At 40.0% G+C, this 24,781-nt stretch carries 27 protein-coding genes; 13 read left to right on the plus strand and 14 right to left on the minus strand.

What is annotated here, in order from left to right; translation table 11 throughout:
• Positions 1 to 41 precede the first annotated feature (41 nt).
• The 8 genes from I8748_RS15200 to I8748_RS15235 all read right to left on the minus strand — a co-directional run bounded on the left by I8748_RS15200 (position 42) and on the right by I8748_RS15235 (position 8,124).
• Positions 42 to 500 (minus strand): PPC domain-containing protein, encoded by a 459-nt coding sequence (locus tag I8748_RS15200; RefSeq protein WP_198125418.1) that lies wholly within the window; start codon positions 498 to 500, stop codon positions 42 to 44.
• Positions 501 to 771: 271 nt separating this feature from the next.
• On the minus strand, positions 772 to 1,446 hold the full coding sequence (locus I8748_RS15205) for a ComF family protein (RefSeq protein ID WP_198125419.1): 675 nt from the start codon (positions 1,444 to 1,446) through the stop codon (positions 772 to 774).
• A 73-nt stretch (positions 1,447 to 1,519) separates the two neighbouring features.
• Positions 1,520 to 2,011, minus strand: coding sequence for a GNAT family N-acetyltransferase (locus I8748_RS15210; RefSeq protein WP_198125420.1), 492 nt, complete (start codon positions 2,009 to 2,011; stop codon positions 1,520 to 1,522).
• Positions 2,012 to 2,323: 312 nt separating this feature from the next.
• The gene (locus I8748_RS15215) at positions 2,324 to 3,025 is read right to left on the minus strand and encodes a DUF4142 domain-containing protein (protein ID WP_198125421.1); all 702 of its coding nucleotides are present in this window, start codon (positions 3,023 to 3,025) and stop codon (positions 2,324 to 2,326) included.
• A gap of 615 nt (positions 3,026 to 3,640) precedes the next feature.
• Complete coding sequence (locus tag I8748_RS15220; RefSeq protein WP_198125422.1) at positions 3,641 to 4,042, minus strand: VOC family protein; 402 nt, start codon at positions 4,040 to 4,042, stop codon at positions 3,641 to 3,643.
• A gap of 108 nt (positions 4,043 to 4,150) precedes the next feature.
• Positions 4,151 to 4,750 (minus strand): tRNA-(ms[2]io[6]A)-hydroxylase, encoded by a 600-nt coding sequence (gene miaE / locus I8748_RS15225; RefSeq protein WP_198125423.1) that lies wholly within the window; start codon positions 4,748 to 4,750, stop codon positions 4,151 to 4,153.
• 1,149 nt (positions 4,751 to 5,899) lie between these two features.
• Entirely contained in the window at positions 5,900 to 7,312 is a 1,413-nt protein-coding gene (locus tag I8748_RS15230) for a cytochrome P450 (protein ID WP_198125424.1), read from the minus strand.
• Between the two features lie 38 nt (positions 7,313 to 7,350).
• Positions 7,351 to 8,124: an SDR family oxidoreductase gene (locus I8748_RS15235; RefSeq protein ID WP_198125425.1), complete on the minus strand. Its 774-nt coding sequence runs from the start codon at positions 8,122 to 8,124 to the stop codon at positions 7,351 to 7,353.
• Positions 8,125 to 8,329: 205 nt separating this feature from the next.
• Between I8748_RS15235 and I8748_RS15240 the strand changes: the two genes are divergently transcribed.
• Positions 8,330 to 9,868 (plus strand): hypothetical protein, encoded by a 1,539-nt coding sequence (locus I8748_RS15240; protein ID WP_198125426.1) that lies wholly within the window; start codon positions 8,330 to 8,332, stop codon positions 9,866 to 9,868.
• 142 nt (positions 9,869 to 10,010) lie between these two features.
• Here the strand turns inward: I8748_RS15240 and I8748_RS15245 are convergent, their stop codons facing one another.
• The gene (locus I8748_RS15245; protein ID WP_198125427.1) at positions 10,011 to 10,817 is read right to left on the minus strand and encodes a nuclear transport factor 2 family protein; all 807 of its coding nucleotides are present in this window, start codon (positions 10,815 to 10,817) and stop codon (positions 10,011 to 10,013) included.
• Between the two features lie 84 nt (positions 10,818 to 10,901).
• On the opposite strand from I8748_RS15245, the gene murG reads away from it, so the two are divergent.
• The 5 genes from murG (at position 10,902) to I8748_RS15270 (ending at position 14,968) form a co-directional block, all read left to right on the plus strand.
• Positions 10,902 to 11,975 (plus strand): undecaprenyldiphospho-muramoylpentapeptide beta-N-acetylglucosaminyltransferase, encoded by a 1,074-nt coding sequence (gene murG / locus I8748_RS15250; protein ID WP_198125428.1) that lies wholly within the window; start codon positions 10,902 to 10,904, stop codon positions 11,973 to 11,975.
• A gap of 46 nt (positions 11,976 to 12,021) precedes the next feature.
• Positions 12,022 to 13,035 (plus strand): DNA cytosine methyltransferase, encoded by a 1,014-nt coding sequence (locus I8748_RS15255; RefSeq protein WP_198125429.1) that lies wholly within the window; start codon positions 12,022 to 12,024, stop codon positions 13,033 to 13,035.
• A gap of 51 nt (positions 13,036 to 13,086) precedes the next feature.
• Positions 13,087 to 14,052 carry a BsuBI/PstI family type II restriction endonuclease gene (locus tag I8748_RS15260; protein ID WP_198125430.1) on the plus strand — a complete coding sequence of 322 codons (966 nt, stop codon included), beginning with the start codon at positions 13,087 to 13,089 and terminating at the stop codon, positions 14,050 to 14,052.
• Positions 14,053 to 14,104: 52 nt separating this feature from the next.
• Positions 14,105 to 14,563 carry a hypothetical protein gene (locus tag I8748_RS15265; RefSeq protein ID WP_225896427.1) on the plus strand — a complete coding sequence of 153 codons (459 nt, stop codon included), beginning with the start codon at positions 14,105 to 14,107 and terminating at the stop codon, positions 14,561 to 14,563.
• Positions 14,564 to 14,725: 162 nt separating this feature from the next.
• Positions 14,726 to 14,968: a DUF6737 family protein gene (locus tag I8748_RS15270; protein WP_198125431.1), complete on the plus strand. Its 243-nt coding sequence runs from the start codon at positions 14,726 to 14,728 to the stop codon at positions 14,966 to 14,968.
• A gap of 75 nt (positions 14,969 to 15,043) precedes the next feature.
• On the opposite strand, the gene I8748_RS15275 is transcribed toward I8748_RS15270, so the two are convergent.
• Complete coding sequence (locus I8748_RS15275; RefSeq protein WP_198125432.1) at positions 15,044 to 15,634, minus strand: thioredoxin family protein; 591 nt, start codon at positions 15,632 to 15,634, stop codon at positions 15,044 to 15,046.
• 311 nt (positions 15,635 to 15,945) lie between these two features.
• On the opposite strand from I8748_RS15275, the gene I8748_RS15280 reads away from it, so the two are divergent.
• Both I8748_RS15280 and I8748_RS15285 read left to right on the plus strand, forming a co-directional pair.
• Entirely contained in the window at positions 15,946 to 16,350 is a 405-nt protein-coding gene (locus I8748_RS15280) for an NIL domain-containing protein (protein ID WP_198125433.1), read from the plus strand.
• A gap of 60 nt (positions 16,351 to 16,410) precedes the next feature.
• Complete coding sequence (locus tag I8748_RS15285; RefSeq protein ID WP_198125434.1) at positions 16,411 to 16,779, plus strand: hypothetical protein; 369 nt, start codon at positions 16,411 to 16,413, stop codon at positions 16,777 to 16,779.
• A gap of 67 nt (positions 16,780 to 16,846) precedes the next feature.
• Here I8748_RS15285 and I8748_RS15290 read toward each other — a convergent pair whose 3' ends face one another.
• Positions 16,847 to 17,914: a DUF3616 domain-containing protein gene (locus I8748_RS15290; RefSeq protein ID WP_198125435.1), complete on the minus strand. Its 1,068-nt coding sequence runs from the start codon at positions 17,912 to 17,914 to the stop codon at positions 16,847 to 16,849.
• A 296-nt stretch (positions 17,915 to 18,210) separates the two neighbouring features.
• Here I8748_RS15290 and I8748_RS15295 point away from each other — a divergent pair, with 296 nt between their 5' ends.
• The gene (locus I8748_RS15295) at positions 18,211 to 19,179 is read left to right on the plus strand and encodes a CHAD domain-containing protein (protein ID WP_198125436.1); all 969 of its coding nucleotides are present in this window, start codon (positions 18,211 to 18,213) and stop codon (positions 19,177 to 19,179) included.
• 85 nt (positions 19,180 to 19,264) lie between these two features.
• On the opposite strand, the gene I8748_RS15300 is transcribed toward I8748_RS15295, so the two are convergent.
• Positions 19,265 to 19,918 (minus strand): hypothetical protein, encoded by a 654-nt coding sequence (locus I8748_RS15300; protein ID WP_198125437.1) that lies wholly within the window; start codon positions 19,916 to 19,918, stop codon positions 19,265 to 19,267.
• Positions 19,919 to 20,000: 82 nt separating this feature from the next.
• Here I8748_RS15300 and I8748_RS15305 point away from each other — a divergent pair, with 82 nt between their 5' ends.
• The gene (locus tag I8748_RS15305; protein WP_198125438.1) at positions 20,001 to 20,306 is read left to right on the plus strand and encodes a hypothetical protein; all 306 of its coding nucleotides are present in this window, start codon (positions 20,001 to 20,003) and stop codon (positions 20,304 to 20,306) included.
• Between the two features lie 22 nt (positions 20,307 to 20,328).
• Here the strand turns inward: I8748_RS15305 and I8748_RS15310 are convergent, their stop codons facing one another.
• Both I8748_RS15310 and I8748_RS15315 read right to left on the minus strand, forming a co-directional pair.
• A complete protein-coding gene (locus I8748_RS15310) occupies positions 20,329 to 22,029 on the minus strand; it encodes a serine/threonine protein kinase (protein ID WP_198125439.1) in 1,701 nt (566 codons plus the stop codon).
• Positions 22,030 to 22,108: 79 nt separating this feature from the next.
• The gene (locus I8748_RS15315; RefSeq protein WP_198125440.1) at positions 22,109 to 22,948 is read right to left on the minus strand and encodes an alpha/beta fold hydrolase; all 840 of its coding nucleotides are present in this window, start codon (positions 22,946 to 22,948) and stop codon (positions 22,109 to 22,111) included.
• Positions 22,949 to 23,278: 330 nt separating this feature from the next.
• Between I8748_RS15315 and I8748_RS15320 the strand changes: the two genes are divergently transcribed.
• The 3 genes from I8748_RS15320 to I8748_RS15330 all read left to right on the plus strand — a co-directional run bounded on the left by I8748_RS15320 (position 23,279) and on the right by I8748_RS15330 (position 24,778).
• Positions 23,279 to 23,566 (plus strand): 2Fe-2S iron-sulfur cluster-binding protein, encoded by a 288-nt coding sequence (locus I8748_RS15320; RefSeq protein WP_198125441.1) that lies wholly within the window; start codon positions 23,279 to 23,281, stop codon positions 23,564 to 23,566.
• A gap of 65 nt (positions 23,567 to 23,631) precedes the next feature.
• Positions 23,632 to 23,844, plus strand: coding sequence for a hypothetical protein (locus I8748_RS15325; protein ID WP_198125442.1), 213 nt, complete (start codon positions 23,632 to 23,634; stop codon positions 23,842 to 23,844).
• A gap of 178 nt (positions 23,845 to 24,022) precedes the next feature.
• Complete coding sequence (locus I8748_RS15330) at positions 24,023 to 24,778, plus strand: heme oxygenase-like domain-containing protein (RefSeq protein WP_198125443.1); 756 nt, start codon at positions 24,023 to 24,025, stop codon at positions 24,776 to 24,778.
• Positions 24,779 to 24,781: the final 3 nt, after the last annotated feature.

The following is a 24,781-nucleotide window of genomic DNA, read 5'->3' on the forward strand; positions in this document are numbered from 1 at the left end:
CCTCATCCCCCTCATCCCCCTCATCCCCCTCACTCAGCACTTTACTTAATCGGTTGCAGCTTTGTCACTTTCAGTTTAAAGGCGCCAACCCCAGTTTCTCCAAAAGACCGGACACGAATAATATACGTTCCAGTTTCGTTGATGCGAGTAAACAGTAGGGAATTACTAGTGCCGTCGGGGCCATCATCATTTTCTGCTATTGTCGAGCCATCGGGCGCTAACAATGTGATGATGCTGTCAAAATTATCCGAGGATAAATCAACTGCTAGATTATCGCCCTTATTCAACTTCACCGCATAATCACGGGCGAATCCACCTTGACCTGTGGGAATGTCTTTATCTGAAAGCGTATCAGAAAGTTCTGTGCTGCCGGTAGTTAGAGGAATTGGACTGTATAACTTATTTTGAGCAAATGCCGTTCTTGTACTTATACCAATTGCCAACAATGTAGCAGGAACGATAATTAATTTTCTTAAATCCGCAGCAAAAGCTTTATTCATACATTTTAAGTAGTGTTCCCACAAACACGGGATAATCGTTTACCTAAAGTATGAAGTATGTAGACGGTTTGGCAGCTTGCTTAAGGCTAGGATGAAGTGTAAAGTGAAACACACGGATGAATCAGTTGATTCTGAATCCGATTTGTTACCTTCTTTTTCAAACTACCCTAGCCTGTGGCAACCCCACCGGGGAACGGTAATAACTTCGTAGAACGTCCTTTATACTTCATCCTTTCTTTGGTTAATTATAGATTTCTCAGCGAGAGCTTGCCTATGAATTCTTAATGTGTCTATCTTTGACAGTAGTGGCAACAGCTGCTAACCCTAAGACTGTAAGGCCACACTGACGAAGTGTTTGCACAGCAGAATTAGCAGTAGCACCTGTAGTGTAAATGTCGTCCACTAACAACACAGGAGTATCTAGGCGGCGATCGCGAAGTTCTGACCCAACAGCAAAAGCTTCAGCTAAGTTATTTTCTCGCTCAGATGCTGATAAACCAAACTGCGCTTTTGTCTCTCGCAACCGTTGTAAACCATTTTGTTTTAATTTTAACCCAGTTACTTGGCAGAAACTTTGTGCTATGAGTGCAGCTTGGTTGTAACCGCGTTGTTTTTGCTTACTAGCGTGGAGTGGAATAGGTACTACTACTAAGTGTCGCTCATTAGAGGGTAAATTTAATAACCATGCCTCTGCTAGATATTGACCCAAAGGACGAGCAATCTGGGGTTGATTTTCATATTTCATCACAGCGATCGCTCGTTTGAGAGAACCACCGTATACTCCCCAACTGAATATCGGTATTGGCTTTTGCCATAAACAGCTAGGGTCTTTGTGGTGACAGCTTTGCAATTGTTTAGCACAATATTGACATAAATCATCAGGTGTGCTTCTTTGACACAAGGGACAATTGGATTGCAGAAAAAGGTTGAGTAAGCCTTTGAGCATTTGTTAGTTGTTAGTTGTTAGTTGTCAGTTGTTAGTTGTCAGTTGTTAGTTGCTTTTTATCATTGACCACTGACTACTGACCATAGCGTAGCGACTTCACATAAACGCGATCGCAGCGTTTTGTTTCTACACCTGTTGCTGGTTTGTAGCCGTTGCTTTCATATAACTTGACTGCTTCCACCAAAACGCTGGCGGTTTCAATCCAAATTTGCTGAAAACCACGGGCGGCGATCGCTGCTTCTAGTTGTTGTAATAAATATTTCCCTAGACCCAAACCTCTGACGCTTGGTAAAAGATACATTTTGCGTATTTCTACGGCTTTTTCCCCACGCTGTACGGGGTAGTATGCCCCAGTACCTACTATCTGAGTTTGGTGTTCAATTACCCAAAATTCACCCCCAGTTGCTAAGTAATGTTCCTCTACTTGCAACACATCTTTGTCTGCGCCCTTGGGTTCCCAACCCAGACCATATTCTGATAGTACATAACTAATGACTGCGGCGGCTCTGGTGCGATCGCCCGCCTCCCAGTTACGAATCAAAAAATCTCTGTAATAATCTCTCATTACCATTTGTGGGTCAGGTTTGCACAGAAAAATCTTCTGGATATATATCCCAATTTACCCACTGAATAGCAATTCTGGCAGAACTCACATTAGACGATACTCTCAAAGCGTCAAAAATTTTGTTGATCATAATAATCAAATAAAGGGGGGAGGATGCAAGCGACGCTTGCCTTCTCCCCCTCCCTCACGCACAATTGTTATTTGCAGGCAGAGGATTTTGAGTATTTTAATTGATTGACAAAATACGCTTTATTTTAAATTCTCACGGAAGACTAGATCCAGATTTTGGTGGGCTAAGCCCACTCTACATGACTACGGGGTAGTGGTTGGCGTTGGGGTACTTTTTGAAGTTGGGGTAGTGGTTGGAGTTGGAGTGCTAGTTGAACTTCCAGCATTAACAATCGAACGAGCCTGTTGTAGATGTTCTTGAAGGGTTGGTAGGGCTTGAGCCGCAAATGCTTTCACGTCTGGATCTTGTCCCTGTTGAGCTTGAGTTTGAAATGCAGAAACATCCTTTTCATGATCTTGAAGCATCTGATTCATATATTCGCGATCAAAGTTAGCACCAGAAAGCCTAGATAAGCGTTGTTTCAGTTGCTGATTTTGGCTGTCGAGAGTAGTTGGCAGGGTGATACCTTTTTGGGTTGCCAACTGTTTGAGTTGATTATTGACTTGGGTATGATCTCTAACCATACGTTGTCCAAACTGTTTAACCTCATTGTTGGCTGCACGTTGTGATGCAAGTTGTCCTAGCTGGACTTCTGCTAAACCACCTTGAGCAGCTTCATTGATAAACTGTCTGTCTGAAGAACTAAGAGTATTTCGCCCTGATGGAGTTGGTGATACAGTTGGGGATATGGTTGGAGATGGACTGTTAGTCGCTTGTACAGGCTTACTTGTAACAGGTGGAGCTTCAGATGTGTTTTGGTTTTGCCGAGAAGCTGGTGTGCAACCAGTGGACACAGATAAGGCGATCGCCACCATACTAGTAGAGAGTATTTTAAAATTGGGCATGATTAATGTTCTCCTGGGATAAAGCTGTATCTTGCAACGTACACTTACAGGAATTTACATATCAATTTAGCGATCGCCCATTTAAGTACAATCACTAATTACAAACAAAATCTATTAATTCTAGTAGTGCTGAGTGAAATCGTTCTTTTTCTCGATAACTTAATTCCCTTGCTTTTTCTCCAGTCCAAAGCATCAACGTTAAAACCTCAGCCTCATATCTATAATTTTTAGATTTGTCAGTTTACCTCGAATAGTAAAAGAAATATTATTGAAAGATACCTGCCCAAAGACTGAAGATTTCTTTCATACAAAACATACTTTGTTATAACCGAAGAGGGTTAACAAAAGTATTAGGTTAAATAGGCGAGCGCTTTTTCCTTTAAAATTTCAGCAAGGAAAACGAGCTTTTAGAGAAAATGAAAATTATGTAACCTTTAGAGGTGTAGGATGAAAAAATTAGGTTTGAAATCAAGCAATGAAAATTTACTCGGCGCTTGCTTCTTTCCTAAATCCTCACACCCCTATACTTCTACACCCAGTGATAGCAGCAGTCAAAATCTACTCAATTGAAAAAAGAAAAAGTCTTGGCTAGTTGCTAACAGAGAAACTGTAATTTCAACTGCCCAAATTGCTAAATATTTCAATTAAATTGCCATCGGGATCGCGAAAATGTGCAGTTCGTAGTCCCCATGCTGGTCGGTCTTGAGGTTGAGTCACAATTATGGCGTTATTTTCTTTGAGATACTCGTAGAATTCATCTACATTATCTACAGCGAAAATCAAGGCAACTTTGTTGTGGCATTCAATAGCCGAAGGTTGATAGGCGCTGGGGACTGCTTCAGCCATTAACTCCTTTCTGAACAAAGCCAGCTTAATATTATCTCCGGTGTGTAATTCGGCGTACCAACTATTTTCATCGCCCCAATCAATAGCAAATCCCAGCACATCACGGTAAAACAGAAAACATTCTTTAAAGTTGGAGACTAACAGCCTGATATGTGTTAACTGAAGCATCATATCTATTAGATGATTATTAAGTATAAGACAGGAAGCAGGAGAAAAAAGGCCGAACAGCAACTGGTTTATCTGGTTGGCATTTTACATTTAATTATGTTTGTCAGCTTACTAGCTATGAATTCTAGGCTCTGGATGTAAACTTGTGAGTAACTCACTTTCGACTGTAGCCAATTCATCAAGCCGTTGCATGACAATTTCGCGGTCAAAATAAGTATCAGCTAAAACCCAGTATGTACCGTAGTGACGTGCCTCAGATGCCATTAAGCCGCGATAAAACTTGGCTAATTCTGGTTCTGGACAGTAAGTAGCTAATAGTCCTAAGCGTTCGTGACTGCGGGCTTCTATTAAACCTGTCACGAGTAAAGAATCTAAAAAGCGTTCTGGTTCCTGGGGTTTGACTTGGGCTTTGAGACCTGCACCGTAGGGAGGCGGCGACAAAGGCGCCAGGGGTATATTTCGGCGTTCTAGCCACTGGTTAACTAGTTCAAAGTGTTCTAGTTCTTCACGGGCGATCGCTGTTAATTCCCGTACCATTTTAGTATTGGAAGGATAGCGAAACATAAAATTTAATGCCACGCCTGCTGCTTTGCGTTCGCAGTGGGAATGGTCAAGCAATATAATGTCTAAATTCGCGATCGCTTGTTCTATCCAAGCATCACTGCTGGGTTGCTTGAGGGCGTTGATTGTCGGTAACACGGAAGTAAGCACAGTCTTGACAAAACTCCAGAAATCTCAATGCTTGCTGATTATGCCAGCAAATTGATTTTAATGGCTGATGGGGCGATCGGGTATGTGCTATCAAAATATAGCGGTTTTGATTCGAGTTCGGTACGGGCTTATTGTAGAAGCAATTTAGATAGCAAAGAACCCTGGCGACTAGAAGTCGCGGCTACACAAACAAAACCCCTTCGGGTGACGCTCGCAAGCTCGCTAACGCTGCGCTAAAGTTGCCTGCGGAGGGAAACCCTCCCGCAGCACTGGTCTCACCGCCTGCGCGGGTTAAAAACCTGACTTTTTTATTAGTCCACGGAGGTGGACTTAGCCTGTGTAGTAGCGAATTATATTCGCCCAAAACTTTTCAAACATACTCTTAAAATATATTTAATTATTCATCTAACAAGTATTATGATGATTACGTAACTTTCAAAACAGAAATTTACAACTTGCATTAATATAATTTAAAAAAGTTTCAAATAAGTAAATACCAGGGCGTAGGAAATTACTTACACCTGTTCAGAAGTATTACGATTGATAAATATCAACCTTACTGACTCAGGGGTAACTTCCTATCGCTCTGGTGTTTCCTAGCGGAAATTTCCGCAATAAGGGTAAAAGTAAAGGGCTTAGAAAGCATATAACAGTTATTTGGGAATTATTGTATCAAGCCACACATTTTTTCTCCTTCACTTGGAGATCAACAAGTAAACTTGACTGTCCGTTCCACCTTACCTGAAGAGATACATATGAGGCTTGTTGCTGTTCAAGCGAAATCATACCATTTTGGATTTTGGATTGTGAAACTCAGTAGGGGCGGGTTCACCCAGATCATCATTAATAATTGATCATCTTTTTAAACCCGCTCCTACCAGTCTTCCATCTGTCGCAATCATTTTTCCAATTGGTATCAGCAATCAGTACTTTGCTATAACTCAAGAAAAAATCGTAGGTATTTTTTTACCCACGAATTTAAAGCCTATATCTTTGGGACGATAAATAATTTGACTAGTAGCCTGCCAAAAAGATTTTGACAGGCGGGGGAAAGGATAAGGGGAAAAGGGGCGCATGTTTTTAATTTCTTTCCCTTTCCCCTTTTCCCTTTCCCCAGTCTTCACCTGTCATAATTTGTGTGGCGGACTACTAGTTTCTGTTGATTATATCAATTTGATAATCATCCTTAATCCGCTTCAGAGGAAATTGGATAAACTTTGCTTTCCCTGTTAACTGCCAATCAAACAAACGCAGTACATGAGATGTGAAGACTTTAGTAACTGCGATCGCCATTTGTGCGCCTAAACAAGCGTGTACACCACCACCAAAAGGAAAAAATTCGTACATTTTACCCTCGCCACGCTCTGGTAAAAAGCGTTCTGGGGCAAATACTTCTGGTTGGTGAAAATGCTCTGGCATGATGTGTGCAATGCGTGGTTCAGCCATCAAGACACAGCCTTTTTCATAAAGCATACCATCCAAGACCACTGATTTGGTAAGCAAACGGCTGGCTGTACCACTAGGAGGTAACTGACGCAAGGTTTCTTTAATAGTCGCCTCTAAAAAGACCATTTGCCGCAAATTATCAGGTGAAAATCCACTGAAATTGCTTTGATTACCGACGATGTTTGCTTGCTCTTCCCGTAAGTGCTGAATTACCTGGGGATATTCAGCAACCTGATAGATGAACGAAGATACGAGTGCTGTAATCTCGTAGAGTGAAGCCCACAGTTGCAACAGACACTGATTTTCTATGAAGGCGTTGCTAAATACTCCTTCAGGATTTTGCTGTTGGCTGGCTAGCATCATACCTAAGAAGTCTGTTGTGGTATTGGATTTATCCTCTGCTTGCCGCCGTCGGATGACTGCACGCATAAAATCAATGAGGGCGTCGCGTGCTTTGAGTCCTCTACCGTATTTCGTTAAGGAAGATTTCCACTTAGACAACCCATAGAAGCCGTCAAAGTATGTTTTGTACAAAGCTTTTAACTCTGCTTTGGAAGATAAAGGTAGCCCTGCAAAAGTTTCCGAATCAGAGTCATGCAAGCGGACTCCTAACAACAGGGGGACAAGTACATCAAAGCAGATTTTTTCCACAGCTGGATACAATGCAATTTTGCCAGGACTTACCCAAGTTTGCAGTCCACGAGCGATCGCATCATTAGTATAGGGCGTATATTCATCAAGCAAACGCCCTGTAAGTCCGGGGGCTAGGGCATTTTTCCGCTGGCGATGTAAGTCAGGGCGCTGAAACAAACTATACTCGCCGAACATATCCATCATGGTTGCCGGCAAAGCAATTTCTGTGTATTTTAAGTCCCCATTAAACGCCATTTGTACTGCTTTAGCAGAGCCAACAAAGATGTTAGTGCGACCAAAGAAATTGGTTTTGAATATGGGGCCATATTCTTGCAAATTTTGACGACAGAACTTTTCGGGGTCGGCAATATAATTAAATGTGTCGTACCACTTTGGTTGGCGTGGTGCAGTAACAGTACCTGGAGGCGGTGCTTGACCATCTTCAAGTATGAGTATTTCTTCTGTGTTGGCGGTAGTCTGCATAGCCTTACCAAACCTAATCTTGTAGAAATGTTTTTATTCTAACTACGCCGATATACTTGAGTAGCGCTAGCTTGGTCAACTGGCATGAGTATTACTTCATTAATATTGACATGAGGCGATCGCGTGACGCAGAAAAAGACTACATCAGCTACATCATCTGGGGTTAGGGGTGTAACTCCTTGGTAAACCTTATCTGCGCGTTCAGTATCTCCATGAAAGCGCACTTGACTAAATTCAGTTTCTACCATACCTGGGTCAACGGAAGTTACTCTGATGGAAGTTCCCAACAAATCTTGTTTTAATCCTTCAGTAATTAATTTCACTGCCGCTTTCGTACCACAATATACATTACCACCAGGGTAAGCTTGGTGTCCGGCAATGGAACCGAGATTGACCACATGACCGCGACCACGGCTAACCATACCGGGAACAACATAGCGGGTGAGGTAAAGCAAACCTTTGATGTTGGTATCAATCATTTCTTCCCAATCTTGAAAGTCGCCTTCGTGCAACTTGTCTAAACTGCGACTGAGACCAGCGTTGTTAATGAGGATGTCGATATTAGACCAGGCGGCGGGTAGGTTAGAAATGGCAGATTCCACAGCATTGCGATCGCGCACATCTAGCTGTATTAAATGAATATCTGTACCAAACTCTTTAGTGAGTGCATCTGCTAGCTGTTGCAAACGTTCCCAGCGCCGTGCTGCTAAAATCAGCTTTGCACCTGCACCAGCGAAAACTTTAGCACAAGCAGTACCAATACCACTACTTGCACCTGTAATCAAAATAATTTGATTTTGTAGGGAAATCATTGTTTGTCAATTGTCAATTGTCAATTGTCAATTGTCCAACAATTTGGAACTATATACCCGACTGATTGAAGAAATCGGTTATTTAATTTTTAAAATTTTTGCCCAATAAGATAAAATACTGTAGTCAAAGCCTATCATAAATCTATTATCAGAACAACTTATATTTAAAAAGCTTTAATTTTAATTAAATACTCAAAATTAAGCAATGCTAGCAAAAAAAGTAATTAATCGAATTTCGAGTTTACCTTTTCATTCTCCTTGGTTGATTATAATTCTTTTTTCAGTTCTCGGTTTAATAGGTATTCTCAACCATTCGATGTGGCGAGATGAACTAAATCCTTGGCTGATTGTCAGAGATAGTGAATCTTTTCAAGATTTAATTGCAAATATTCATTATGAAGGTCATCCTATTTTGTGGTATTTCTCTTTGGCATTTGTCAGACGAATCGCTGACACTCCCGTTGCCATGCAAATCTTTCATCTAGCGATTACAATTGCTGCAATTACTATTTTTTGCTTATACAGTCCTTTTAACTATAAACAAAAGTTTTTCTTTTCATTTGGTTTTTTCCCTTTTTATGAATATTTTATAATTTGTCGAAATTATGCGTTTAGCTTGCTGTTTATTTTCGCCTTTTGTAAAATTTTTACATCTAGAAAAAGAACTTATTTATATTTAGCAATTTTATTAGGTTTACTTGCTAATAGTAGTATCTACGCTTTCTTTGTATCATTTTCTCTGGCATTAACTTTGCTAGTCGAATTTTGTTTTGATAGTGAACATCGAAAGCAGTATTTTAGCCAAAGCCACAAATACGACTTATTTTTAAGTATTGGAATTATTATATTTTCTTTTATTTTGACAATTTATATTGTTACTCCTCCAGTAGATAGTTATCTTCATGGCGGATTAAATAATGGATGGATAATGCAATTAGATATCCGCAATTTATTGAGAAGTATAGATAGATTGTTTGCTAGTTACTTTTTAATTGTTCCACATAAAAGATGGCTGGATTTAACTGTATGTGCTTTTATTGCTCTATCTATCGTTACTTTCATCGTAATTAAATTATGTAAAAAGCCATTTCCTCTGTTTTTTTATATTATAGGTAATGGCGTAATCCTGGCATTTACATATTTGAGATTTGCAGGAAGTCCTCGGCATTTTGGACATTTTTATTTAGTCCTGATTGCAGCGTTATGGCTGGCAAGTTATTATCAGGATTCTACATTTTTAACCAATAAATTTTCTATCGGAACCAACTTACTGCAATTTGGTCAAAAATGGCATCATATTGCTTTTATGATAATTCTCTATGCCCAATTTCTGGGAGGAATTTCTAGTTTTGCAAGAGATTTAATCATTCCATTTTCAGCCAGTCGTGAAACGGCTCATTATATCCAAAAATCTCACTTAGAGAAGGAATTTATTGTTGCCAGTAGAGATGCAAATATGGCTGCATTATCGGGTTATCTTAATCGCCAGTTTTACTATCCAGAACGTCAAGAAATGGGTAGTTTTACATTATTTAAAAAAGGGCGTCAAGAAGTCGAACAACCTGAGATATTAAGACAAATAAGTGATTTATTAAAGAGTCAAGAGTCTCCAAAGAGAATTTTGCTGATTTTACATAGAAAACTGAAATTAAATCCAAATAATTTAAAGATTACTCCTATCAAAAATTTTGAGAGAGCATGGGTGGATAGTGAACGATTTTATCTTTATTGGGTAGATGAATGAATTGGGAGATGGGGGGGATTGGTAATTGGTAATTGGTAATTGGTAATTGGTTTTTACTATTACCCATTACCCATCACCCGTTACCCATTACCCATTCCCCATTCCCCATTCCCCACTCCCAATTCCCGCGCGCAGCGCCTTACTATTTCACCACTTGCAAACGCTGAGTTATCATTGTGATACCATTACCCCGGAGGATCACCGCAGAAATCCATTGATTACCAGGGATGGATGGTGCGCGTCCTGTTTTAAAAATTCCGCCAGATGTCAGTGGTTGCAAATCCACGGGTGTGGGGTTGAGATATTTGTTGGCTTGGACGGATTCTTCTAATGCCGATCCCAAGAGAAAATCATCACCCAGCGGTTCTTTGACAATGGCATCAAAACTATACTGCTGACCGACTTTTACCTGCTGTGGTAATTGAAAATCAACTTGGGGTGGCTGATTACCAGATGTAATCAAGGTACGTTCAGATAAAATGTCTTGGCGGACAATTTTTGCATCTGTAATACGCTGACGAGATGTAATTGTGGCATTCAAAGCCAAATTATTCGCGTTAGCAGAAGGTAAACCAGTTATTTTAGTCACTGTTTCGGCGACAATAGTATTACCCTCAGATTTCCAAGATTGTAGCTGTGTGCTGTATCGCAATTTGGGATATTGTTTCCACAGTGCAGTTAAAGATTGTTGCAGTGTCTGGCGGTTTAATCCATCTCCATGCACGAAATTGGGGCTATAGAATTGCATCACTTTGTTGACATCGCCAGCGCTTGCTGATGTATCAATTTCTGTCAACAGGTTTTTGAGATCAGCTGGTGCATTATTAGGTGTATTAGCTTGAGCAGATTGCATACTGGTTACACCGAGTGTCAGTAGCGATACAATCAGTCCGATACCAGCGGAAAAATTGTGTTGGCGTTTCAGTAATAAAGCAATAATGTTAGTCATTTGGTAAGAGTTTACTGATTTGAGTACAGAAGTCAGGAAATTGTTTTATCTTAGTGAAGCTAGGCGCTAAACGGTAGGGGTTCGATGGCAAACACACCGATAAAATTACTAATAGCTGCCAGTGGGACTGGTGGACACTTGTTTCCCGCGATCGCATTGGCGCAAGAACTCCCAGATTATGATATCGAATGGCTGGGTGTGCCCAATCGGCTGGAAACTCAACTTGTCCCCAAACAGTATCCTTTGAATACTATTGCAGTTGAAGGGTTTCAGCAAGGGTTTGGATTTTCCTCTGTTGTGATTTTGGGTAAACTCATTGGTTCGATTATCAAAGTTAGGCGCATCCTCAAACAGGGTAATTTTCAAGGAGTGTTCACTACAGGGGGTTATATCGCTGGGCCAGCAGTAATAGCGGCGCGTTCCCTGGGTTTACCTGTAGTTTTTCATGAGTCTAACGCTTTACCAGGAAAGGTGACACGTTTTTTTGGGCCTTGGTGTACGGCGGTGGCGTTAGGATTTGACGTGGCGGCGAAATATTTACCCCGCGCCACAAATGTATGTGTGGGTACTCCGGTGCGTTCCCAATTCCTAGATGCAGCCAGCAATGTGACGCTGGATTTACCAATTCCTGATGATGTTCCTTTAATTCTCGTGTTTGGTGGTAGTCAGGGTGCGGTTGCTGTCAACAAATTGGTACGCCAAGCGGCGCCAGCTTGGTTTGATGCGGGTGCGTATGTGGTACATTTAACAGGCGATCGCGATCCTGATGCCAATAGCCTCAAGCATCCGCAATACATAGAATTACCCTTCTACAACAATATGGCACCATTATTGCGACGCGCTTGTTTAGCAATTAGTCGTTCTGGTGCTGGTAGTTTGACAGAATTAGCGGTGTGTGGAACACCAGCAATTTTGATTCCTTATCCTTTTGCTGCTGAAGATCATCAATCTTACAATGCAGAGGTATTTACGAAAGCGGGTGCGGCGTTAGCGTTTAAACAATCGGAGTTAACAGCGCAAAGTTTGCAAAATCAGGTTTTGCATTTGTTGCAATCAACAGCAGAATTAGCAAAAATGAGCGAAAATGCCAAGGCGATCGCTGTTCCTGATAGTGCTGAGAAATTGGCTGCTTTAGTGCGTGAAGTGGTGGAGAGGTAAAAAGCTTATGATAGACAAACAATAAATTTGAGTAAACTAGTGCAGGATGAGCTACATCAATCAAATAAATCATCTACTGAAACCTAAATCTTCCCGCAGTCCATTAGTGGTAGACTTATTTGCTGGTTGTGGCGGTTTATCCCTTGGTTTTGAAGCACAGGGTTTTGAAACGCACGGTTTTGAAATGGATGCTGACTCATGTGCAACATATCGACGCAACTTAAAGGGAAACTGCACTCAAGTTATACTCACACCGGATATAGAATTACCATCGGCAACAGTGCTGATAGGTGGGCCACCTTGTCAACCTTTTAGTGTCGGAGGAAACCAAAAAGGGTTGCAAGATTCACGAGATGGCTTTCCAATTTTTATTAGCGCAGTCAAGAAACTTTGTCCTGAAATTTGGCTGTTTGAAAACGTTAGAGGACTGCTATATAAGAACAAGTGGTACTTAGATGAAGTTGTTCAAACTCTACAGAATTTAGGTTACATAGTAGACTGTAACTTATTAAATGCTGTTGACTTTGGCGTTCCTCAAAATCGTGAGCGCTTGATAGTAGTAGGTCATAAAGGAAACTTTAAATTACCGAAATTCTTGACAAGAAAAATTACTGCTGGTGAAGCTTTAGAAGAACTAGCTTTTTTATCTCCTCCAGAATCAAAGTTTCTCACACCTAGCATGGATGAATATGTAGCCAAGTATGAAAAAGCATCTTTTTGTAAACGTCCTCGTGACCTACATTTAGATAAACCAGCAAGAACTTTAACCTGTAGAAATTTGGCTGGGGCGACAGGTGATATGCATAGAATTAAACTTGCTGATGGTAGGCGGCGGCGTTTATTTCTCAGAGAAGCTGCTAGATTACAAAGTTTTCCTGATTGGTTTGAATTTGTTGGCACAGAAACCAGTTGTTTTAATCAAGTGGGTAATGCAGTACCACCATTATTTGCATTTCACCTAGCTGCAAGTGTTCGAGATTATCTACAATCAGATTACAGGTTGTCATCAAAAGAGATACAACAACGTCAACCACCAATTCAATTATCGTTACCTTTATAATTCTTTTGGATGTCTCAAATACCACAGTATGTTTCCAAATTAAATAAACCGATGCAACTGCAACGGCTGATTAATGAAGCTTTATACATACTTGAAAAATTTGGTGTACCTCTAGCAGGAATTACACAAAGGCGTATTGAAAGGATAGCAATGGCTTTTTTAGCTGTAGCTAACGTCAAACAAAGCAGTGATTGGGCAAATGTTGATCACTCCTATGCTTTAAGAACTAGAGAGATTATCAGATACTGGAATAATAATTTTGATGAAAATGTTTCTGAAAGTTCTTATGATGATATCCGAAGGAAAGATTTAAAGCTAACTGTTTTGGCGGGAATTATTAATGCAAGTGCTGCGAATCCAAATGCTGCACGAAATGATGGTACACGGCGATTTGCATTAAATCCAGAGTATGCTGCTTTAATCAAAGCCTTTGGGTCTAAAACTTGGGAAAACGATGTAGCAGAATTTTTAAAAAATAAGATTACACTAAAAGAACAGCTTTTAGATAATCGCAACTTACATACAATTTCTGTCATATTCCCATCAGGTAAAACTTTAGATTTCAGTCCAGGTAAGCATAATGAGTTGCAGAAAAAGATTATAGAAGAGTTTTTACCACGTTATGGATATGGTGCTGAAGTATTATATGTAGGTGACACTGCTAAGAGATTTTTGCATTTAGAATCTGACCGTCTAAAGGCTTTGAATTTTTTTGAATTATCAGATGGTGAATTACCTGACGTAGTAGCATATTCAAAGCAAAGAAATTGGCTGTATCTAATAGAAGCTGTACATAGTTCTGGTGTAATTTCTCCCATACGACTTTTAGAATTGAAAAAGCTTACAGAGCAATGTCAAGCTGATATCATTTTTGTTACAGCTTTTCTTGATCGTCAAACCTTCCGTCAATTTGCACCAGATATTGCCTGGGAAACTGAGGTTTGGATTGCTGATGTACCCGATCATATAATCCATTTCGATGGCGAGAAATTTTTAGGCCCCTACTCTCCCAAATAGTAGAATGTTAAAGTTGCATTGGGAATGAACAAAAACTTTTAGGTATCGCTTTATGACAAGTTTACTCTGGTATTCTCTCATGGCTTCTTTGTTAGTAGGAGTAAAAAGTCACGCGGACATTACTCAAATTCCTACAAACCATTTTGATATCAAGCTAAACACCTCCCAACTTGTCTCTGATTTAAACAACTATACCACTGCGAATGTTGTTCAGGATTCCAAAGAGATTGATGAAAAGACAGCTTTGAACTTAGTGTGGAAACTACGACAAGTACAACGTAAGGCAAAAGAAATTGAAAGACTCTCTAAGGGAAGTATACGAGTTGGGGCGATGGTTAATGGTTCTCCGACTCCAGATGAACCTTACTACACAGTTCAAGTATTTGAAAAACATCCCAACGAAAATGTCACAATTTATTGGTTCCGTGTTCTAAATCCAAGTGGCAGTATTCAGGCTTTAGATTTGTTAAAGAACGAATATGTATCTTTAGACAAATGGAAACCTGATTAAAATAATTCGTAATTAAGTTTTGCAATGGGGATTTAGACTGCGCCACAAAACTTACCGATAACCAAGTGGGGGACTTCAACCCCCAGAATTTATTAATTAAAAAAAACTTGAATTTGGTTTTCTTAACTTTGATGCTAATTGCCAATTTACTCAATAAAACTAATGTCTGAACAAAAGCCTTTAAGTCCTTGGAACTACAAACCTTGGTGGTGTCAGCCCTGGTCTATAATGCTTACGGGTGTAACCATGATTAGTGGTAGCTGGTTGTTATTTAAAGCTATCTGGTTAACAATCTTGATATCTATCCCTGTGTTAACATGGATGGGCTTTTTTTTGTTGATATGGCCGCAACTAGTTATTCGCAGTGGAATTTTAGATTCTTATCATAGTAGCGATGGGAGATAGGGAGTGGGGAGATAGGGAGATGGGGAGAAATAACAAACTCCTAACTCCTAACTCCTCAATTCTGCGATAAATTTGCTAATTCACTACTTGACTGCCATGACTGCGGGGATCATCTTGGCTAGGTGTTGGTGCAACTGGGGCTGAGAATTTAGAAACTTGACCACTAGCTTGAGCATATGGTAAGGAGGAATTAGTAACTAAAGCTTCTAAGTTGCTTGCCATCACCATGCGGGGTTGATCGCCGATCGCTTGGGCTATGGTTTCTCCATTTTTAGACAAAAACACAAAATGGGGAATGCCATCAACTCGATATTTCAGCATCTCTGGCAACCACTTGGTATTATCTACATTCAGCATGACAAAATTCACCTTGTCAGCGTATTGCTTTTCTAGTTCGGCGATGTCTGGCGCCATTTTCTGGCAGACAGTACACCAGTCAGCATAAAATTCCACTATTGAAGGCTTGCCGTTGCTAACAGCTACTTCTAGGGGTGTGGATGACTCGCCTAACTGACTCACAGAAGCTGTAGTTGTCTGGGTTCGTAGTCCCAAGATTAAGGCAACGCTGAGGGCGATCGCTACTATGGCAATTAAGAAATTTCTTACACGCGCCCCAAAGTTAGATTCTGGCTTGTCGGGAGAATTAACTGGTGAATCTGTACTCATAACTAATTTATTAAAACTTATTAAGCAATCTCTTTTTTAGTTTAACTGACCACAGCCGCTGTCCTAGCTGATATGAAGTAGGCAAGATTCAGAATCAAGCCATCAATTGTTAGTATTTTGTTATGGCAAAGTGCTGAGTGCTGAGTGCTGAGTAGAAAGCAAGTTATTTCAAGGCTAGTAGCAATCAGCACTGTCTTAAACTATGCTTCGACCGCTATAACTCCTGACTCCTTTACGGGTGCAAGGCATTGCACCCCTACTAACTCCTAACTCCCAACTCCTAACTTTTAACTCTCCACTCTTGTAAACCTGTGAAAAAACGAGTCACTCTCACCTTTCCCAAGCGTGCCATTCAAATGCCAGTGACTTACCTGCTGGCAAAAGAATTTAACGTAGCCGCAAGTATTATCCGCGCCCAAGTTGCCCCAAATCAAATTGGCAAACTAGTTTTAGAACTATCAGGAGACATCGATCAGTTAGATGCGGCTATCGAGTGGATGCGATCGCGCAATATTACTGTCTCCTCTACTTTAGGCGAAATTGCGATCGATGAAGATGTGTGCGTCCACTGTGGCTTGTGTACTGGGGTTTGTCCTACTGAAGCCCTCACCCTGAATCCAGAAACGTATAAACTGACGTTTACGCGATCGCGTTGTATTGTCTGTGAACAATGTATCCCTACCTGTCCTGTACAGGCAATTTCCACCAACCTTTAAATTCCCAAGAGCAAGTAATATAAGATACATTAATTACCTTGCTAAGTTGGTGGGGTGTGGATGAGGGAGAATTTTGTTGTGCGATCGCTTCTGTTTCATCCTCGCATCAAGATGCTGTTAGCAATGCTGCGTTGGGATGTTACTCCTGAAAAAGACGAAACTCGGTATATGACAATTGAGCCTAATGAATATACAGAACGTCCAGTTTTACCAACACCATTACAAATAATGGGTATTCGAGATAACCGCAGATTTCCTCCTCTGTCAGTAGCATCATCTCAGGTTATTGAAAAGCCAAAGCCAAAGAAGAAGATTAAAGACTCTCAGGACGACTCCCAAGAAAATACAAAAAGAGGTAATTCAGGAGACGGAAATAGTTACAATGCTGCAACAGCTAGACCTGCAAAACCACCAAAGCCAAAAAAATGAAATTGTAAGTGAGCGATCGCTACTTTTGTCGGTTTAATAAAAAACTAACTGCGATCGCAATTCATTCCTATCCCAGCCTGAACACATCAGCTAGCACGCTGCTATCATCCACCAGCCTAGCCTTTGCCGGGGAGTCATAAACAACCAGCAGCGAAGGTTCTCCAATAACATCCTCAAATAAAGTCATGCCTTCAGCATGATCATCTCGATTTCCATAAGGAATTTCTTGTATAACCTCTGGATTGTTCAGCACATTTTCTGACAAATGCACACCATTTTTTAAGCGATAAACTTGCACAGGCCCATCTAAATCCATTGTGGGCCCGGCTAAAATCAACAAATCTTCACCTTGCACGAGCAAATCCCGAATTCCCAACCCATTTAGCCAGATAAAATGCTTTTTATATCCTTTATTATCTTCTCCAATTTTTCGCAATTTCATCAAACCTGGTTTAGAATCTTCTAACTCTATTTCCATAATCATAGCCCAACCCCGGACAACAGGGCCGCGTAAACCTAGAAAAATTGAGTTTTGATAAATAGCTAACCCTTCAATATCAAAGCCATTGTCTTTTCCCGGAATTGCTGCTTTAATAAATGAACTCAAATGTGGATCATTCGCTAAAGCTTCCATGAGCAAGTTACCTTGACTTGTTACCTCTAGTTTCGCAGCACTCAACTGGACATCTGGATTTTGGGGGTGTGGACAAGACGAGAATAACTTACCATTTACAAGGGGAATTCTTCCTAAAATGTAGCGATTGAGTTCTGATTCAATTTTTGTGAGCCTGATAATATTTTTCTTATCGTTATTACCAGGTTTGGGTTTCTTGCGTTTGTAACTATGAGAACCTACTAGCCATAAATAATAATCAGCATAAGCCAGCCCTTCAATATCAATTTCTTGATCTTCTGGTGCAGGTAAATCAATAAATTCTGCCACCCGAAATTCTTGATGACCTGTAAATTTTTCAGTATCAACTAAAGAAAGACGTTCAATCGTTGAGGTTTCATCTGACCCTAACCATAAATGACTATCAGGAGTTAATAGCAAACCTGAAAGGTTTTCCCTATGTTCTTTAAAGCTATCAGCAAAGGTTAAAGAAACTTGATGGAGTAGATGCGAATTTGACATTTTAGCTCATCTCTCAGGTTTAAAAGTTGTTAATCCTGCTATCTTAGTGTGTCATCTAATACTTGGCAATAGACAATCATCTAACAACCTAACCAAAATACAAATTTGCAAGGTAAATAAATAACCTTAACTTATCCTAGCATTTGTATCTTGTCATCAAGATATCAAGTATCAATGGTAATAATAATATTTATATCCCAAGATTTATATGAAAAATAAATATCAAAAGATAGATGAAATTTTTTAACTAATGCTATCATGCAAGAACTTGATTAAGTAGTTTATTGCTATCAATTATGAAATTAGCTACAGAAACCACTGTAAAAACTTTAGGAGACTACGCTTACCAAGCGATTCAAAAACACTTTAAGAAAACCTTGAAGTGGGAAAAATCAGTTAAGAAAGATGAAGACCCAGAAGCATTACACCAAATGCGAGTAGGGATGCGTCGCCTACGCACAGCCATAAGTAGGTTTGAAATCGCACTAAAGTTGTCGAAGCCAGCCAGTGATAAAAATATAGGTAAAATTGCCCGTCGTCTTGGTAATCTCCGAGACTTAGATGTCCTCAAAGAAAGTTTAGAAACACTTTATCAACCAAATTTACCTCGCAAAGAACAGGAAACTCTGCAAACAGCTTTTGATGCTTTAGCTAAACAACGTAAAGATGCTTTCTCCAATGTAGAGTCAACTTTAAAGGATGAACCTTACAAATCTTTAAAACATGCATTAGAAGATTGGTTGGAAAAACCCAGTTATCAACCCTTAGCATCTCTACAAATTCAGCAGGTGCTACCAGATTTACTATTACCTGAAATCAGCCGTTTCTTGCTACATCCAGGTTGGCTAGTTGGCACCCAAGTTGTAAATTCAGAGGTAATAGTCATCACCGACTGGAAAGCAGAAAAGCTAGAACAACAATTGGCAACTCAAGGCGAAACTATTCATGATTTACGGAAACAAGCTAAACGCGTGCGTTACCAGATGGAGTTATTTACAGACTTATATGGAGAGTCTTACGCTGCTTACATTGCAGAAGTGAAAAGTATCCAAGACATTTTAGGTACTATGCAAGATAGTGTAGTGATGGGTGAGTGGCTTGTGGATGTCTTCAAGTCAGAAATTCACACAAAATTACCAACACTTGCTAGTTTGTTAGCACAAAATCGTTTCAAATCGTGGCAGCAGTGGCAACCTTTGCAGGAGAGGTATTTGAAACCTGAAAACAAACATAACTTCCATTTAACAATACTGCATCCAATTTAAGAAAGCGTTCTTCTTGGCGCTTCTGCATGAGGCACAAAAATCTGATTAATTCAGCTGAAAACAGCTGCATTTAGTCAAGTTCAAATTAGTGGTTAGTAGACAAACTAATTGGAGCTTCAAGGGACAAGACATAAACACTACTCTGTGGAATCTGTACAACACGAGTATTTTCTGGGGAGCGCAAGCCGGCGATCAATCCTACAGCGCTTCCTAGCATTGCTCCTCTGTCAAACTGATCCGGATCACCTTGGCTCAAAAAGCCCAACGTACTGCCACCAATTCTGCCCCAAACAGAACCATTTTCCACAGCTTTTTCATTAGCTCGTTTATGGGTGATGGTAGTGCCTGGAATTACTTGACTTGATGCTTGAATCGAGACAATTCGACCATTAATTACCAAAGACTGCGCCACAATTTTAGCACCTCCATCTTTTGGTTTAAGAACAATCGTTACAGGAGTATTTTCAGGCGCTATAGTGTTACCTTGAGCATCTTTAATTGGATTAGCTAAAGGAACTGTGAGGGGATAATCCTTTTTTTGACCAACATCTACGGTAACGGGCGCAGGAAATGAGATGATAATCGCTGTATCTTGAGGAATGCTAATCTCTTCATTAACTGTTTGAGACTGAGGTTGCACGGTAGGTTGAGTTGTAACTGGTTGGGCATTAGCTGGCATTACAAATGAACCCAACAAAGACATAGAACAGGCAAGACTCAACAAAATTTGCATTTTCATAACCGTTTCTCCGTTTAATATGAGTGTTTTATTCTGGGCTTGAATCCCTTCACTCAATCAATAGGTTTGTCGCTTTTAGTTTATGCAGCACCAAGTTGAACGACTGAAAATTGCAGCCTCAGTAGGGGAGCCAGTACGCTCGTTGCCTGACCACGCAGCTGGCTCCACGATAGCGGGTTCGCCGTTAGGCGTTCTCCTCGTACCCCTACGCTTAAGCAAGCTAGCAAGAGCGTCTTTGAAGGAGAAGAGTAGCCGCTTGGTGCGTCTACAGCACTCAGCAACGCCAGGTGCTTCAAGGCGGGAAACCCGTCCAACGCGCTGCCTCCCCAACGCACTGGCTCCTCAGCACTTTGCTATAAATCCTGAAAATCCAAAATCTAAAATCTAAAATTCCAAAAATATGAGATAAACTACAAATTACTAGATATAGTTTTAAACTTATCCACCGAACCCAAGGAATAATCCTTTAATTTAAAATCACCAAAAGGCTTCTTATCTAACCTATCTCTTAACGCTTCATCCAGAATTACACCTGCTGACTTTTTTTTGACACCCATAATAATTACACTTCTCTGGTATGCAGTTAAATCTTGATTTTTTTGACAATTATTCCGGAGAAATTGACCAAGATTTAATAAGCGATAATTTTTCACGCTTGGTGTATTATTAAATAACTTTTTTGCTAAAAATTGTACCTGCTTAGAACGCTCTAAAGCTATGCGTTGTCCAACCCCTACATTACCCTCACAAGTAGCTGTACCTACAGAGATAATTTCATTGGGATTTTCCATTATCTGCTGTATACCTTCTTGTTGTAAATTTAACTTTAAAACTTCAATACTAATAACTTGATCGTTATATTTTATTTGAAAATTGCTCCCGTAAAGCCATTTATACTCTATTGATAAAACAGCTATATTAAATTCGGCAATTCTACCTTGACTATCTCTACCTTCTGCATACGGAAAGTAATCAATCTTGCCTTTTCTTTGTGGATGTTGTCCATTGTTGGGAAAGGCGGTCAATTTGGGATAGCCTGTAACTAAACCTATGACATTCAGTAATCCCAATGACACCAGCAACGCTGCAAATAGTGCTGGGAGAGCCAATTTTTCTGGTTGCTTATGTGGTGATGACGAGAGTATATTCTGTTTTGGTTGGGCTAACTGTTCAGGTTGATAAATACCCAACGCATTGATGCGAGTATGTTGCTGTTCAATTTCTTCTAAGCGCTGCAAAATTTCCTGGGCATTAGTAGGACGGTTCTCTACCTCCGGCATCATTAACCAATCAATTAAATTCAACAGCAAGGGTGAGATATGAGTAGCATGACCTTGCCACTGCCATACATTTTGGTGAACATCGTACATATCTAGAGGATGATGCCCAGTTAGCAAAAACACAAAGGTGTGTCCCAAAGCAAAAAAATCTGATTGCGGTACAGCGATCGCGTTTATTTGTTCAGGAGCGCTGTAACTTGATGGTATCATTTTTGTGATGTTGCCACTGTCTTTGCTGAGTTGCGATAGGTAGGTTCTTGTTAGTTCGTTGATAGTGCCAAAATCAATCAATACCAACTGTCTATCCCTGCGGATCATGATGTTAGATGGCTGAATATTTCCATGCAGATATAGCTTGCCATGCACTAGATCTAAAATTTCTGCCAACTGTTTGAGCCAAGTTATAGCCTGTTCTTGAGAAATGAAATGATTTTGCTGTTGCTTTAGCCATTGTTCTAAGTTCAACCCGTCGATTTTTTCCATTACTATGCAGTGCAACACCAAATTATTTCTAGTTTGATGCTGAAAATAGTCATCAATTTTGGGAATGCCGGGATGATGCAACTTTTTCAACACATCTGCTTCTTGCCGAAACATTTTCACTGCTTTGGCGTCGTTTGATAAATTGTGTGCAAGTACCTTGAGGATTTTTGGTGTGTCTTGTTCGTATACTTCATAGACTTTGCCAAAATCAGTTTTGTCACTCAGCAAGTGCATCACCCGATAACGCCCCAGCAATTCTAGTGGAGAACCACAATTTTGACAGAAACGGTTTTGATGATTATCAGGGTTATTAGGTTTGAGACAAACTGGATTGATACAAAGGCTCATGACTGGCTGAATCTGTGGTAAAAGTAGCGATCGCTCTTGTTGAATTTTTGTCTTGGGTCGAGCGATAATGAGATGTATCTCACCTATATTCTTCTGCGAGGAAAGCTGCTACAGTCCGGTTAAATGCCTCTGGATTACTCAAAAAGGGCCAATGATTGCCGGGAACTCGGCACAAACGTAAGTTTTTCAAGTAGGTTTTGTAAGGTTGGAGTTGCCAATCTTGGCGGTTAACACCTTTTTCCGGTTGTATGAATAAACTAGGAATGTCAAGGGGAATTGTAAAACCTGGGACTTGCAGTACTTCCTCAAAAATCTCATTGCGGGCTGCAACAGTAAACTTGCTACCCCAACTACCATCAGGTTTTTGTTCAATTCCTGCTTGGAACACTTGCTGCTGTAAAACAGTCCATCCTTGATATAGGCTCAATTGACGTGCTTGCTGTTCTGCTTCCTCGTAACTTGTAAACGGCCCCATACCTTTGAGGAAAGGTAAGACACGGTACAAAATTGGCAATGTTAACTTCAGGAAATTAGGCATTTTCCAGATGAAAATCGGATCGACCAAAATCAAACTCCGCAAACGTTTAGGATTTTGTCTTGCCCAGATAGCAGCTAATTTACCCGTCCAAGAGTGACTGACAACATGAGCAGAAGACCATCCCAGCTGATCCATGAGTACTTCCAAGTCTGCGATCGCACTTGCAAAACTATAATCTTTCTCTGGTTTGCTGCTTTCACCATGACCACGCATATCTGGTGCAACTATGTGATAGTCTGCTGCCAAGTAATCACCTAAGCTAGACCAAACCACAGCGTTGTCTGCCAAGCCATGTAATAGCAGTAAAGGTTTTTGTCCTTGATGCCACTCCAAGTAAGAAAGTTGAATATCAGACTTAAATAAGGTTTTACGTTGAGCCATTATTATGCATCCACCTTCAGAAATAACTTTGCGCTTATATGTTACTGCCAAAGCTCTTGTCCACCAAGGGTAGAGTCCAAGGTATGAAGGTAAAGTCAATCACGGTTATTTAGGGAACTCTAAGAATTTACAGCTTATGCCTTGAGGGCTTTTTTTACTGCCTAACAGACTTTCCAAACATCCTTTAAGCTATGTAAGGTACTGCTCTTAAACTGATCTAGATTTTTTTTTCTTTTTTTGCGTAATTTAAAAGTTGGCGATTGTAGATTCAAGAGGAAATTAAAAAAATGCCTAAAAGCAAGGGCTTTTTCTACACCGCCAAAAAAATGTATGCCAAATGTATTAATTAAGCCTTCAGGCGAATTAATTGAACTACCAAAGAACTCAGCTTTAACTCTTTTAGAAGAAGTCAAAGAAACTATAATTCCCTTTGGCTGTCGTGCTGGAGCCTGTGGTGCATGTGTTATTGAAGTACTAGAAGGTACCAAAAATCTGACTGAAGCCAAGTATATAGAACGGGAATTTTTAACTACTTTAGGTTATCCCGAAGAGTACTATCGACTTGCCTGCCAATGTCGCTTACAAGGTGATATCACGATTCAACCTGTTAGCAGTTAGACTATTTATCCATCTCTTATTTTTTTTCATTTCATCATTCGTTAATTACTAACAGTAAATTAGCCATGAACGCTTCCACAAACACCGAATCAAATCCTAAAATGTCTTTTTTATATCGATTAGAATCTGCAATTGATTATGATAGAATCAATCACTATGATGGACAAGATATTGATATCAATAGCCACATCATATCTTATGCAAGAAGCTTTGAAAATGCATCATTTAATGAGTTTTCTTATCACTTTGATCAAGAATATACAAGTACCGATATTTAGTGAGACTAGAACAGTCACTACTCCTATATATTGGCTTGTGTAGTCATGTTTCACGGAAATTTATTAGAACTGAATATACCAGCACTTCAATCTGGAGATATTGTTCAGTATTTCAATCTTCTACTTTTAACTAATTTGTTCCATTTTCACCAATATCAACAATAACAGGAGACAAAATATGAATCGTTGTCAAAATATCGGCTTAGTTCGTCAAAAACCTTTCCTAAATCCCATTGCATCTGCTAATCTGCGTCAGGAAATTGATAAATTTATTGATTTACAAATTGAGAAATGGCAACAAACAGTTCCTTTTGCAAGCCATTTTGAAGGCGAACTCATAAATCAGCGTTATTATCAACGGCACTTGATTGAAACTGTTTGGCGTATTCGCCTCTTACGAGTAGTTGAATCCAAAGCCATAGCAGAAATAGCCAAACAAAGCCCAGAAGCAGCACAGATTTGGGCAAATTACGAAATGGAAGAAATGTTGCACGATGAACTGTTTATCCAAGACTTAGAAAAAGCTGGTGTATCCCGCGAACAGTTATTGAATACTGAACCCTACCTCTCTACTAAACTATTAGTTGGTTTCTTCTCTTATCTGTTAGATCACGAAGGGCCTCTTGGCGTTTTAGCTTATTCCTATCTTGTAGAATATGTCAACGTCAAAATGGAGCCAAAGAAGATTGATGCCATGACAAAATCCCTTGGTGCCGATCAAATTGGTGGTCAAATTGCTCATTCTTATACTGATACCAATGATGACCATCCTGGTGAAGTGTGGAATGCTATCCGTTACATCATCAAGAACGAACAAGACATTGCTAACTTGAAGAAATATCTGCAAGAACAACAGGACATTCTAGCTATGTACTTCCGTGAGATTTATGCAGATATCGTTGATTCTGCTCAAAAAAAATCAGTAGCAGCATAAGAA

Source organism: Amazonocrinis nigriterrae CENA67 (assembly GCF_016056305.1).
Taxonomy (GTDB): Bacteria; Cyanobacteriota; Cyanobacteriia; order Cyanobacteriales; family Nostocaceae; genus Amazonocrinis; species Amazonocrinis nigriterrae.